The organism is Microbacterium sp. GCS4 (genome assembly GCF_001262495.1).
GTDB lineage: Bacteria > Actinomycetota > Actinomycetes > Actinomycetales > Microbacteriaceae > Microbacterium.
In genome coordinates, this window is record NZ_LGYE01000005.1 from 80,497 (window position 1) to 92,987 (window position 12,491).

A 12,491-nucleotide genomic window follows, 5' to 3' on the forward strand; every position below is an offset into this window, starting at 1 on the left:
CCCGTGGGGCTCGTCTCCGTCCTCGCGAGCATCGTCCACACGGCGCTGCTGCTGTACCTGCTCGTCCTCTTCGCGCGGCTGATCCTCGACTACATCCCGCTGTTCAACCGCGAGTGGCGCCCCAAGGGCGCCGGTCTCGTGGCCGCCGAAGTCGTCTACACCATCACCGATCCGCCGGTCCGGTTCTTCCGGCGGCTCATACCGCCGTTGCGGATCGGATCGCTGTCGCTCGACTTCGGGTTCTCCCTCACGATCCTGATCGTGCTGATCCTCATGAACATCGTGGGGATCTTCCGCTGACACGCCGCGAGTTCCGGGTGACCGGGTGTCGCGGCATCGCGACGACCAGGCTCGGGGACTATGCTTGGCTCCCAGGTGCGCGCCCCGGGTTCGCGCCACATCACGACCACGCCATTCTCGAAACTGGCAACCGAACTCATCGAAGGAGCCACCATGGCACTTACCCCGGATGACGTCGTCACCAAGCAGTTCCAGCACGTCCGCTTCAAGGACGGATTCGACCCGGACGAGGTCGACGACTTCCTCGACGAGATCGTCATCGAGTGGCGCAAGGCCCTCGAGGAGAACGTCGAGCTCAAGGCCAAGCTGGCCGCTTTCGAGTCCGGCGAGGCCGCCGCTCCGGCTGCTCCCGTCGCCGAGGCACCCGCGCCCGTCGTCGAAGCTCCCGCTGCCGAGCCCGCCCCGTCGGGTTCCGCGACCGCCACCGCCGGCATCATCGAGCTCGCGCAGCGTCTGCACGACGAGCACGTCGCCGAGGGTGAGGCCAAGCGCGCCCAGCTCATCGCGGACGCAGAGGGCGAGGTCACGCGCATCCGCACCGAGGCCGAGGCCAAGCAGCGCGAGGAGTCGGCACGTCTGGAGCGCGAGCGCAACACGCTCGAGGCCCGCATCACCGAGCTCCGTAACTTCGAGCGCGACTACCGCTCGCAGCTGCGCGGTTACATCGAGGGCCAGCTCCGCGACCTCGACGAGAAGTCGGCGTCGACGGACTCGACCCCGGTCTCCGCGATCGGTCTGTAGGTCGTCCTTTTGCCAGGACGCCCTCCTCTTCGTCGGTCGGCGGCCGGCGCGATCGTTGCGATCATCGCAGCGCTCGTGCTGGCCGCCGATCAGTGTGTGAAGTACCTCACGATCACGTACCTGCCCCTGCAGGAGCCGGTGCCGGTTCTCGGCGAGTTCCTCCAGTGGTACTACGTCCGGAATCCCGGCGCGGCGTTCTCGCTCGGCTCCGACGTGACGTGGATCTTCACGATCGCGCTCGCGGTCGTGGCGGTCGTGATCGTGTGGAAGGCCACGGGGCTGCGCTCGCGGCTCTGGGCCGTCGTGCTGGGCGGTCTGCTCGGAGGCGTGCTCGGAAACCTCGGCGATCGTCTGTTCCGTGAGCCGGGCTTCGGCGTGGGGCATGTCGTCGACATGATCTCGATGCCGTGGATGCTCCCGGCGATCTTCAACGTCGCCGACGTGTTCATCGTCACGGGCATGATCTCCGTCGCTCTCCTGGTCGTGTTCGGCCTGCGCTTCGACGGAACGCGCGAGCGCGACCACGAGCATGCGGTCGTCGAGAACGACGAGGATGCCGAGGCTGCGGCGGCGGCCGCGGATCACGAGGCCGATGTCGCGAACGACGACTATTCCGCGGGCCGTCCGGACACGCCGGAGGCCTCCGCCGGAGCACCGACCGCGGACGGTCGCTGATCGTGGAGTTCCGATCTCTTCCCGTCCCGGACGGGCTGGACGGCGTGCGCGTCGATGCGGCGCTCGCGAAGATGCTGGGCTTCTCCCGGACGTTCGCGGCAGACGTCGCCGCCGCCGGTGGCGTCCGCGTCGACGGGACCGTGCTCGACAAGTCCGACCGTCTGCGCGGCGGGGGCTGGCTCGAGGTCGAATGGCAGCCGAAGGAGGAACCGCGGATCATCCCGATCGCGGTTCCGGAACTCGGCATCGTGTACGACGACGATGACATCGTGGTGGTCGACAAGCCCACGGGCGTCGCCGCGCATCCCTCCCTCGGGTGGGACGGCCCGACGGTGGTCGGCGCGTTGGCCGCGGCGGGGTTCCGCATCGCGACCAGCGGTGCTCCCGAGCGGCAAGGCGTCGTGCATCGCCTCGACGTCGGCACGAGCGGGCTCATGGTCGTCGCCAAGACCGAGTCGGCCTACACCGCCCTCAAGCACGCCTTCAAGGAGCGCACGGTCGAGAAGATCTACCACGCGGTCGTCCAGGGGCATCCCGACCCGCTCGCGGGAACGATCGACGCTCCGATCGGTCGGCATCCCGGGCACTCGTGGAAGTTCGCGGTCGTCCCCGACGGCAAGCCCTCTGTCACGCACTACGAGACGCTCGAGGCGTTCCCCGGGGCATCGCTGCTCGAGATCCACCTCGAGACCGGCCGCACGCACCAGATCCGCGTGCACATGGCCGCGCACCGGCATCCGTGCGTGGGCGATCCCCTCTACGGGGCGGACCCGACGCTGTCGGCACGTCTCGGACTGACCCGGCAGTGGCTGCATGCCCATCGGCTCGCGTTCACGCACCCCGCGACGGGGGAGTGGGTGCAGTTCGAGTCGCCGTATCCCGCCGATTTCCAGCATGCGCTCGAGGTGCTGCGCGGGGAGTGACTCAGAAGCGTGCGTCCCGCGCCGCGGCGACGACGCCGTCGAGCGTCCTCTCGAGGAAGTCGACGACAGCATCATCGCCGACTCGCCGATCCACGACCAGTTCGAGAAGCGCCTCCTCGGTGAACGACACCCAGGCGCGCAGCGCCACGCGCAGCGCCACGTCGTCGCGCACACCCAGCTCGACGAAGGCCTCTCGGAGGCGCAGCGCGTTGAGTTCGCGGGACTCGTCGACGATCGCGCGCACGGCCGGGTCGCCGCTCGCGACGCCGCGGACGAGGGAGGAGAAGGTGCCGCTGTGGTCCCGCACGAACCCGGAGATCCGCAGCAGGGTGTCTCTGATCCGTTCGCGCGGGGGGAGGTCGAGGCGCGGCTCGGTCGCGAGGAGGAGGCTGTCCTTGGCGGTCGTGACGATCGCCCGCTCGAGCCCCTGGCGACTTTCGAAGTAGTGGAAGACCAGGGCTTTCGATACGCCGGCGCGGAGCGCGAGCTCCTCGATCGTGAGGTCGTCGAGCGGATGCTCTGTCAGGAAGTGCACCCCGATCGCGATCAGCTGGGCGCGGCGCTCGTCGGGGCTGAGGCGAGAACGGCGCTCCGACGACATGCCTGAAGCCTAACGAGTACAGGTATTGACTCTGAATCAATAAGGCATAGGATCGGACCATCGCGCTGACGGAGCCGTCCGCGCGAAGGAGGAGGATCGATGAAGTTCCCGAAGCCGTCCAGAGTCCTGTCCGCCGCGACCTCGTCGCACGCCGGACGCATCACTCTCGCCGCCGTCCCGGCGGGGATCGTCGCCGCAGTCCTGCTCGGAGGAGTGGCGCAGGGCTCCGTGCCCGTATCGTTCGCCGTCTCGGGCAGTCAGTTCCAGATCGGCGCGAGCCAGCTCGAGGGCACAGGGTTCTCGCAGTACGCGGGCGTCGCGACCGACACCGAGGGCGGAGAGCACACCGTCGCGATCGCCAACATCAAGAGCGCGACGCTCAGCGACCTCTGCCAGTCGGTCATCACCGAGACGCCGCTCGGCACCGTCGGGGTTCTCATCAAGGCCGGCGGGGGCGGGGAACCGGCGACCGCGAGCGACCTGCAGATCGGGATGACCGGTCTCAAGGGCGACGCGACGTTCGGCGGGATCCGCATCGGCGTCGACGCCTCGACCGTGAACACCGACGCCAAGGGCACACCGGGCGACTTCGCCCAGGACTCCGACACGATCTCGATCACGAACCTCCAGCAGACCGCATGGAGCACCCAGGCGTCCGTGTTCACGCTGAAGGGGATGTCGCTCGAGCTCACGGACGGTTCGCAGGGATGCTTCTGAACGGGACGGATGCCGTGACCGACAACTCGCCGGAGACCGCCGTCGCCGTGCCCGGGCGCTTCCGCGCGTGGTGTCGCCAGCGTCCCTTCATCGGCGGCATCCTCGTCGCGCTCGGCGGCATCGAGATGTTCTTCTCGGGGCAGCTCGACATCGGACACCTGCATGTGCAGCTCGGCATCGAAGGACTCCAGGCGACGATCATCCCCGTCGTGCTGCTGCTCCTCGGCATCCTGGCGATCACCATGCCCGCGCACCATGTGTTCTACGGAGTGATCGCGCTCGCGGTCGCCCTGTACTCGCTGATCGGCGTCAATCTGGGCGGGTTCCTCATCGGCATGCTCCTGTCCGTCGTCGGGGGCGTCCTCGTCGTGGCGTGGATGGCCCCGCGTGAGACGATCTCCGTCGAGGCGCCGGACGTCGGGGCGACAGCGACGTGATCCGTCGCCCCGCCCTCGCCGCCGCTGCGCTCCTCGTCGCCGCCGCGGTGACGCCGATGACGCTCGGAGCGGCCGCCCCGCACCCTCAGGCGGGCTTCTGCATCCCGCTGATCTACTGTCCGGATCCGGAGACCGATCCCGTGACGCCGTCCGAGAGCCCGTCCCCGACCGATCCCGCGGATCCGTCGCTGCCCGCGGTTCCTCTGCCGACGGTCCCGGCTCCGCCCGTGCAGCCCGCACCGGTCGACCCCGTGCCCGCACCCGTCGACGATGCCGCGCCTGTCTTCACCGGTACGCCGGCGGCTCTAGGGTCGAAGTCGTTGTCCTTCACGGGACTCTCCGGGATCTCGATCGTCACCGTGCCGACCGTGGACGGTGGCGGAGTGCGAGTGCTCAAGATCAGCGCCGACTCGATCACGATCGACGGATTCTCGCTCACGGTCCGTCCGCCCGACGGCCCGGGGCTCGTCACCACCGCCGACACGATGTCCTTGCAGGGGCATGTGAGCGTCTACCTCGGATCGGTGAGCGCCTCCGCGCTGGGCGGGGAGCCGCTCACGATCGGACTCGACACGCCGCCGCCGCTCACCGACATCGAGCCGGGTCTGCTGGACGTGACCATGGGTCTCGTCGGCAGCACGGCGGACTCGATCACGTACTCGAACACGGATCAGCGGATCGTCGAGCTCGACTAGGTGCGCATGTCGGAGCCGTGGTCCAGACTGGGCCCATGAGCACCGGGAGCGAGCGGATCGAGGTGAGGCCGGCCACCGCGTTCGATGACGTCGCGACCCTCGTCGGTCCGAAGAAGCCGACGTCGAACGTGTGCTTCTGCCTGAGCTACCGGATCGGCAGCAAGGAGAATCAGGCGTTGAAGGGGCACGCCCGCGCCGAGCGGGTGCGCGAGCTCTGCCGACACGATCCGCCTCCGGGGGTGATCGCCTATCTCGAAGACGAGCCCGTGGGGTGGGCGGCACTGCACCCGCGCAGCGATACGAGCTTCGCGACGAACCGCCTCATCCCGCACATCGACGACCTCGACGTATGGTCGCTGTGGTGCCTGCGAGTGCGACCCGGCCATCGCAAGCAGGGCATCACGCACGCCCTGGTCGACGGCGCCGTCGCCTATGCGCGAGAGCGCGGGGCGCCCATGGTCGAGGCGTATCCCGTCGACAACAAGGGTCAGAAGGTCGACCTGACCATGGCCTACGTCGGCACGCGCAAGATCTTCGAGGATGCGGGCTTCGTCAAGGCCGCCGACACCGGGTCGGTCCTGAACGGCTTCCCCCGGGTGCTGATGCGGCTCGATCTGCGGTGACCACGAGAGACCTCGCATCGCGGAACGGCCAGCGCTCCGCGGCCGCGATGTCGGACGCCGAAAGTAGACTCGGACCATGGCATCCGACTCCTTCGTCCACCTGCACGTGCACAGCGAGTACTCCATGCTCGACGGTGCGGCGAAGATCGCGTCGATGACCCAGGCCGCCGCCGATTACGACATGCCGGCGATCGCGGTGACCGACCACGGCAACACGTTCGCGGCCTTCGAGTTCTACAAGGCGGCGAACGCCGCAGGCGTGAAGCCGATCATCGGTCTCGAGGCGTACGTGACGCCCGGCACCCACCGCAGCGACAAGACGCGAGTGCAGTGGGGCTCGCCCGACCAGAAGAGCGACGACGTCTCGGGGTCCGGTGCCTACACCCACATGACCATGTGGAGCGAGAACACGCAGGGCATGCACAATCTGTTCCGCCTCAGCTCCCTGTCGAGCATGGAGGGGTACTACTTCAAGCCCCGTATGGACCGGGAGCTCCTGCAGACCTACGGCAAGGGGCTGATCGCCACGACCGGCTGCCCCTCGGGCGAGATCCAGACCCGACTGCGCCTCGGGCAGTACGACGCGGCGCGTGCGGCCGCGGCGGAGTTCCAGGACCTCTTCGGCAAGGAGAACTACTTCGCCGAGATCATGGACCACGGTCTCTCGATCGAGCGGCGCGTGATGTCGGACCTCATCCGGCTCGCGAAGGACCTGAACATCCCGCTCGTCGGCACCAACGACTCGCACTACACCCACCAGCACGAGGCCGACGCGCACGAGGCGCTGCTGTGCGTGCAGTCCGGCTCGACGCTCGACGACCCGAACCGGTTCAAGTTCGACGGCGACGGCTACTACATCAAGACCGCCGCCGAGATGCGCCAGCTCTTCCGCGATCACCCGGAGGCGTGCGACAACACGCTCCTGATCGCTGAGCGCTGCGAGGTGGAGTTCAACACCGCCGCAAACTACATGCCGCGCTTCCCCGTTCCGGACGGCGAGACCGAGGACAGCTGGCTCATCAAGGAGGTGGAGGCCGGCCTCCACTACCGGTACCCGAACGGCATCCCCGACAAGGTCCGCAAGCAGGCGGAGTACGAGACCGGCATCATCCTGCAGATGGGCTTCCCCGGGTACTTCCTCGTCGTCGCCGACTTCATCAACTGGGCCAAGGACAACGGCATCCGCGTCGGACCGGGCCGCGGCTCGGGCGCCGGCTCCATGGTCGCCTACGCCATGAAGATCACCGACCTCGATCCTCTCGAGCACGGACTGATCTTCGAGCGGTTCCTCAACCCCGACCGCGTCTCGATGCCCGACTTCGACGTCGATTTCGACGACCGTCGCCGCGGCGAGGTCATCGAGTACGTGACGAAGAAGTACGGCTCCGAGCGCGTCGCGCAGATCGTGACCTACGGAACCATCAAGTCCAAGCAGGCCCTCAAGGATGCCGGCCGCGTGCTCGGCTTCCCGTTCAGCATGGGCGAGCGCCTCACGAAGGCCATGCCGCCGCCCGTCATGGGCAAGGACATGGAGCTCGGCGGCATGTTCGACTCCGCTCACAAGCGGTACAAGGAGGCGAGCGAGTTCCGCGCGCTGATCGAGACCGATCCCGAGGCGAAGACGGTGTTCGATCGCGCACTCGGTCTCGAGGGGCTCAAGCGCCAGTGGGGCGTGCACGCCGCCGGTGTGATCATGTCGTCCGAGCCGCTGCTCGACATCATCCCGATCATGCGCCGTGAGCAGGACGGCCAGATCGTCACGCAGTTCGACTACCCGTCGTGCGAGTCCCTCGGACTCATCAAGATGGACTTCCTGGGGCTCCGCAACCTCACCATCATCTCCGACGCTCTCGACAACATCCGCATGAACAGGGGAGAGGAGCTCGACCTCGAGCACCTCGCGCTCGATGACCGCGGCGCGTACGACCTCCTCGCGCGCGGTGACTCGCTCGGCGTCTTCCAGCTCGACGGCGGGCCGATGCGCTCGCTCATGCGCCTGATGAAGCCCGACAACTTCGGCGACATCTCGGCCCTCATCGCGCTGTACCGTCCCGGCCCCATGGGAGCCAACTCGCACACCAACTACGCGCTGCGCAAGAACGGCGCGCAGCCGATCACACCGATCCACCCCGAGTTCACCGAGTCGCTCGCCGACATCCTCGAGGAGTCCTACGGTCTGATCATCTATCAGGAGCAGGTCATGGCCATCGCTCAGCGCGTGGCCGGGTTCTCCCTCGGACAGGCCGACATCCTCCGGCGCGCGATGGGCAAGAAGAAGAAGTCCGAACTCGACAAGCAGTTCGAGGGCTTCCAGGCGGGCATGCACGCCAACGGCTACTCCGACGCCGCGGTCAACGCGCTGTGGGAGATCCTGCTGCCCTTCTCCGACTACGCGTTCAACAAAGCCCACTCCGCCGCCTACGGCGTGGTGTCCTACTGGACCGCCTACCTCAAGGCGCACTACCCGGCCGAGTACATGGCCGCGCTGCTCACCAGCGTCGGCGACTCCAAGGACAAGATGGCGCTCTACCTCAACGAGTGCCGCCGCATGGGGATCAAGGTCCTCCCGCCCGACGTCTCCGAGTCGATCAACTACTTCGCGGCCGTCGGCGACGACATCCGCTTCGGCCTCGGCGCCGTGCGCAACGTCGGCAGCAACGTGGTCGACGGCATCGTCACCTCGCGCAAGGACGAACGGTTCACGTCGTTCCATCACTTCCTCGACACCGTGCCGCTGCACGTCTCGAACAAGCGCACGGTCGAGTCGCTGATCAAGGCCGGAGCCTTCGACTCCATGGGCGATACCCGCCGCGCGCTCATGGAGATCCACGAGGATGCGGTCGAAGCGGCCGTGGACCGCAAGCGCAACGAGGCCCAGGGCGCGATCGGCTTCGACTTCGACAGCCTCTACGACGGGATGGAGGAGACGGCACCGGCCAAAGTCCCCGCCCGCCCGGAATGGATCAAGAAGGACAAGCTCGCGTTCGAGAGGGAGATGCTCGGGCTCTACGTGTCCGACCATCCGCTCGCCGGACTCGAGGTCCCCCTCGCGAAACATGCGTCGATCTCGATCCACGACCTCAACAACTCGGAAGACCTCCAGGACGGCGACCAGGTGACCGTCGCCGGGCTCGTCACGAGTGTGCAGCACCGCGTCGCGAAAGCCAGCGGAAACCCGTACGGCATGATCACGGTCGAGGACTTCAACGGCGAGGTCACCGTCATGTTCATGGGAAAGACCTACACGGAGTTCCAGCACACCCTGCAGCAGGACTCGATCCTCGCGGTGCGCGGACGGGTCTCGCGACGCGACGACGGCCTCAATCTCCACGCACAGTCGGCGTTCGCCCCCGACGTCGGGTCGTTCGACGCCGCCGGTCCACTAGCGCTCGTGCTCGCGGAGCAGCGTGCGACCGAACGGGTCATGCTGGATCTCGCGGATATCCTGCGGCGACACAGCGGCGAGACCGAGGTCATGCTGCGTGTTCATCGCGGCGGCATGGCCAAGGTGTTCGAGGTGCCGATGCCCGTCAAGGTCTCGGCGGATCTGTTCGGCGACCTGAAGTCGCTGCTCGGCCCCTCCTGCCTCGGCTGAATCCGCCTCCGACGTCATCGAGCCCCGTCTCCACCGTCATCCGAGGTCGCGCGGGGCGACCTGCCGGGTGCACTCTCCGGAGCACCCGGTAGGATCTTGACCCGTTGGGTACGAGGCGTCCGAACCCGTACCGTGACGAAAGGACCACCCATGAGCACGGAATCCCCCTTCCTGAACAGTGATCCCGCGGATGCCGACACGACGGCCTCCGTGTCCGCCGTCTCCGCCGCCGACGAGACCTTCTCCGACGACGACGGCGTCCTCTACGACGACGAGGTGACGCCGGAGTACGGCATCCTCGGTCTCACCCTGCGCGAACTCGTGATCGTGGGTGCATGGCTCGTCCTCTTCGTCCTGTCGTTCGTGCCCCTCGGCTGGTCGCCGTCGCTGTGGGCCCAGGGGATCTCCTGGGTGCTGCCGATCGGCGTTCCTACCGTCGCCGTGTTCCTGCTCGTCCTCCGCCGGTTCTCACCCGAGGGCATCCGTCGCGTCGGCTCACTGGGAATCGACCAGTTCGCGTCCGTGGCCTTCTCTGTCGCGGCCGTCTGGTGGGCTCAGCTCCTGTGGGAGTACGTGTCCGTCGTGATCGCGACGGGCGTCTCCGCGGTCGTCTGGGTGCCCTGGGTGCAGTTCGCCGTCGCCCTCGCCCTCGTCGCTGTCACCGTCTTCGCGCCTCTCATCCCCGGCCTCCGCGAGGACTTCCACGGTCGCCTCGTCACGCTCGCGCACCGCAACGCCAACCCGGCGCGCCCCGTGATCGCGCGTCCGCGCCCCGAGCGCCCTGAGCCGACTGTCGCCGACCCCGCCGCCGAGGGCGCCGGGTTCCCGGAAGGCCAGCAGAACCCGACGCTCGCACCCGACAGCTACGTGACGCTCTCCGCCGACGGCCTCGACGTCGAGCTCTCGGGTCAGCAGGCGACCGACGAGGTCGCCCGCCTCGATCTCGCGTCACAGGTGCCGCTGTCCTCCCACGCCTCCGGTGGCGGGACGGGGACCGAGCAGGCGACCTCCGATGAGGAGTACACGCCGGCCTACTCGCGTCGCACTTGGAACGAGGAACCGGACATCGTCTCCGACACCGGCAGTATCGAGTCGATCCTGGGTGCTCCCGCACAGGAGGTCGGCGCACCCCGGACCGAGGCTTTCGCAGCCGTGGGAGACGTCGACCTCGATGCCACGAATCCGCGTGAATCCGCACCAGCGCCCCAACCGTTCTGGATCCTCGCGCCCACCGAGCGCGACGTCCACGACGAGCGCGGCGACGCGATCTTCCGGATCGGGCCGACCGCCTGGGCGCTCGTGATCGAGGATCGCGGCGGCGCCTACGTGGTGCGTCATGACGACGGCCGCATCGGCTATCTGCACGACATCGCGGACATCACGAAGGGCTGATCTGTGCGCACGATCGATCTGCGAGGGCGAGAGCTCTCGCCCGCCGACATGCTCGCGGCCGTGCCGCGCGCCACTCAGGCCAGGGCCGAGGCCCTCGACACCGCGGCGCGCATCGTCGACGACGTCCGCGACCGCGGCGAGGTCGCTCTGCGCGAGCAGGCCGAGCGGTTCGACCAGGTGACGGGACACGACATACGCGTGCCCGCCGCGCACATCCAGGAGGCGCTGGACGCCCTGGACCCCGCGGTGCGCGATGCACTGGAGGAAGCGATCCGCCGCGTGCGTCTCGCCTCCACTGCGCAGGTGCCCGCACCGCAGGTCACGCAGATCGGCGACGGCGCCACGATCACCCAGCGCTGGCAGCCGGTGCAGCGCGTCGGCGTCTACATCCCCGGCGGCAAGGCCGTGTACCCGTCGAGCGTCATCATGAACGTCGTACCGGCGCAGGTCGCAGGCGTGACGCAGATCGCTCTGGCCTCGCCGCCTCAGGCCGACCAGGGCGGCCGCATCCACCCGACGATCCTCGCCGCTGCGGGTCTGCTCGGCATCACGGAGGTGTACGCCATGGGGGGAGCCGGCGCGATCGGCGCGTTCGCCCACGGTGTCGCGTCAGTCGGCCTCGACCCGGTCGATGTCGTGTCGGGCCCTGGCAACAACTACGTCGCCTCCGCCAAGCGTGCCGTCGCGGGAGTGGTGGGCACAGATTCGGAGGCGGGCGCGACGGAGATCCTCGTGGTCGCCGACTCCGCCGCGGATGCGCGACTCGTCGCCGCCGATCTCGTGAGTCAGGCCGAGCACGACGAGGAGGCGTCCGTCGTGCTCGTGACGGATTCCGTCGAACTTGCGGAGCAAGTCGCAGCGGAGGTGTCACGCCAGGCCGAGCGGACCCGCCACGCCGCGCGCGTCGCGGTCGCACTCGACGGCCCCCAGTCGGCGATCGTCCTCGTGGACGGCCGCGGCATGGCCACCGCTTTCAGCAACGCCTACGCCCCCGAGCACCTCGAGCTGCACCTCGCGGATGCCGAGGAAGCCGCCGCGTCCTTCACCAGCGCGGGAGCCGTCTTCGTCGGGGACCAGACGCCCGTGAGCCTCGGGGACTACATGGCCGGAAGCAACCACGTGCTGCCGACCGGCGGGCAGGCGCGATACGCACCCGGGCTCGGTGCCTACACGTTCCTGCGCCCGCAGCAGGTCATCCGGTACGACCACGCCGCCCTCTCCGCGGTGCGCGCAGGCGTCGTGGCGCTCGCGAACACCGAGATCCTGCCCGCTCACGGCGAGGCCGTCGAGGCGCGCTTCACCGCGTAGGATCGGTCAGATGCACTGCCCGTTCTGCCGTCACCCGGACTCCCGCGTCATCGACTCGCGCACCAGCGACGACGGCCTCTCGATCCGCCGACGTCGCCAGTGTCCCGAATGCGGCGGTCGCTTCACGACGACCGAGACCGCGAGCCTCAACGTGATCAAGCGCTCCGGCGTCATGGAGCCGTTCAGCCGGGAGAAGGTGATCTCGGGCGTGCGCAAGGCCTGCCAGGGGCGTCCCGTCACGGAGGCCGACCTCGCGATCCTCGCCCAGCGGGTGGAGGAGGCCGTGCGCCAGACGGGCGTCTCGCAGCTCGACACGAACGAGATCGGCCTGGCCATCCTCGGTCCGCTCCGTGATCTCGACGAGGTCGCCTACCTGCGTTTCGCGAGCGTCTACCAGGCGTTCGACTCCCTCGAGGACTTCGAGAGCGCGATCACCGACCTCCGGGCCGATCACGCCGAGCGCGAGCCCGCCGACCGGTAACCT

13 protein-coding genes are annotated in these 12,491 nt (G+C 68.4%); 12 read left to right on the top strand and 1 reads right to left on the bottom strand.

Going from position 1 to position 12,491, the window contains the following annotated elements; translation table 11 throughout:
* Positions 1-3 precede the first annotated feature (3 nt).
* The 4 genes from AKH00_RS15840 (at position 4) to AKH00_RS15855 (ending at position 2,639) form a co-directional block, all read left to right on the top strand.
* Positions 4-300 carry a YggT family protein gene (locus AKH00_RS15840; protein ID WP_050723741.1) on the top strand — a complete coding sequence of 99 codons (297 nt, stop codon included), beginning with the start codon at positions 4-6 and terminating at the stop codon, positions 298-300.
* Positions 301-453: 153 nt separating this feature from the next.
* The gene (locus tag AKH00_RS15845; RefSeq protein ID WP_050723742.1) at positions 454-1,041 is read left to right on the top strand and encodes a DivIVA domain-containing protein; all 588 of its coding nucleotides are present in this window, start codon (positions 454-456) and stop codon (positions 1,039-1,041) included.
* 9 nt (positions 1,042-1,050) lie between these two features.
* On the top strand, positions 1,051-1,716 hold the full coding sequence (gene lspA / locus AKH00_RS15850; protein ID WP_082297687.1) for a signal peptidase II: 666 nt from the start codon (positions 1,051-1,053) through the stop codon (positions 1,714-1,716).
* Between the two features lie 2 nt (positions 1,717-1,718).
* Entirely contained in the window at positions 1,719-2,639 is a 921-nt protein-coding gene (locus AKH00_RS15855; RefSeq protein ID WP_050723743.1) for an RluA family pseudouridine synthase, read from the top strand.
* A gap of 1 nt (position 2,640) precedes the next feature.
* Here AKH00_RS15855 and AKH00_RS15860 read toward each other — a convergent pair whose 3' ends face one another.
* On the bottom strand, positions 2,641-3,240 hold the full coding sequence (locus AKH00_RS15860; protein ID WP_050723744.1) for a TetR/AcrR family transcriptional regulator: 600 nt from the start codon (positions 3,238-3,240) through the stop codon (positions 2,641-2,643).
* A 99-nt stretch (positions 3,241-3,339) separates the two neighbouring features.
* Between AKH00_RS15860 and AKH00_RS15865 the strand changes: the two genes are divergently transcribed.
* From AKH00_RS15865 to nrdR, 8 genes are all read left to right on the top strand, one after another.
* On the top strand, positions 3,340-3,957 hold the full coding sequence (locus AKH00_RS15865; RefSeq protein WP_050723745.1) for a DUF6230 family protein: 618 nt from the start codon (positions 3,340-3,342) through the stop codon (positions 3,955-3,957).
* The gene (locus tag AKH00_RS15870) at positions 3,948-4,394 is read left to right on the top strand and encodes a DUF6114 domain-containing protein (protein ID WP_235556812.1); all 447 of its coding nucleotides are present in this window, start codon (positions 3,948-3,950) and stop codon (positions 4,392-4,394) included. The genes AKH00_RS15865 and AKH00_RS15870 overlap by 10 nt, the downstream gene beginning before the upstream one ends.
* Positions 4,391-5,089: a hypothetical protein gene (locus tag AKH00_RS15875; RefSeq protein WP_050723746.1), complete on the top strand. Its 699-nt coding sequence runs from the start codon at positions 4,391-4,393 to the stop codon at positions 5,087-5,089. Before AKH00_RS15870 ends, AKH00_RS15875 begins: the two co-directional genes overlap by 4 nt.
* Before the next feature lie 35 nt (positions 5,090-5,124).
* On the top strand, positions 5,125-5,712 hold the full coding sequence (locus AKH00_RS15880; protein WP_050723747.1) for a GNAT family N-acetyltransferase: 588 nt from the start codon (positions 5,125-5,127) through the stop codon (positions 5,710-5,712).
* A gap of 76 nt (positions 5,713-5,788) precedes the next feature.
* Positions 5,789-9,307, top strand: a complete 3,519-nt coding sequence (gene dnaE / locus AKH00_RS15885) for a DNA polymerase III subunit alpha (protein WP_050723748.1) — start codon at positions 5,789-5,791, stop codon at positions 9,305-9,307.
* A gap of 150 nt (positions 9,308-9,457) precedes the next feature.
* Positions 9,458-10,699, top strand: a complete 1,242-nt coding sequence (locus AKH00_RS15890; protein WP_082297688.1) for a hypothetical protein — start codon at positions 9,458-9,460, stop codon at positions 10,697-10,699.
* A 3-nt stretch (positions 10,700-10,702) separates the two neighbouring features.
* Positions 10,703-12,007: a histidinol dehydrogenase gene (gene hisD, locus AKH00_RS15895; protein WP_050723749.1), complete on the top strand. Its 1,305-nt coding sequence runs from the start codon at positions 10,703-10,705 to the stop codon at positions 12,005-12,007.
* A 10-nt stretch (positions 12,008-12,017) separates the two neighbouring features.
* Positions 12,018-12,488, top strand: a complete 471-nt coding sequence (gene nrdR / locus AKH00_RS15900) for a transcriptional regulator NrdR (RefSeq protein ID WP_050723750.1) — start codon at positions 12,018-12,020, stop codon at positions 12,486-12,488.
* Positions 12,489-12,491 lie beyond the last annotated feature (3 nt).

Bases quoted from the DNA above. Each gene is read 5' to 3' on its own strand.
- AKH00_RS15870 (WP_235556812.1), top strand. From the start codon at position 3,948: ATGCTTCTGAACGGGACGGATGCCGTGACCGACAACTCGCCGGAGACC.
- AKH00_RS15860 (WP_050723744.1), bottom strand. From the start codon at position 3,240: ATGTCGTCGGAGCGCCGTTCTCGCCTCAGCCCCGACGAGCGCCGCGCC.
- AKH00_RS15845 (WP_050723742.1), top strand. From the start codon at position 454: ATGGCACTTACCCCGGATGACGTCGTCACCAAGCAGTTCCAGCACGTC.
- AKH00_RS15865 (WP_050723745.1), top strand. From the start codon at position 3,340: ATGAAGTTCCCGAAGCCGTCCAGAGTCCTGTCCGCCGCGACCTCGTCG.
- AKH00_RS15890 (WP_082297688.1), top strand. From the start codon at position 9,458: ATGAGCACGGAATCCCCCTTCCTGAACAGTGATCCCGCGGATGCCGAC.
- nrdR (WP_050723750.1), top strand. From the start codon at position 12,018: ATGCACTGCCCGTTCTGCCGTCACCCGGACTCCCGCGTCATCGACTCG.
- dnaE (WP_050723748.1), top strand. From the start codon at position 5,789: ATGGCATCCGACTCCTTCGTCCACCTGCACGTGCACAGCGAGTACTCC.
- AKH00_RS15880 (WP_050723747.1), top strand. From the start codon at position 5,125: ATGAGCACCGGGAGCGAGCGGATCGAGGTGAGGCCGGCCACCGCGTTC.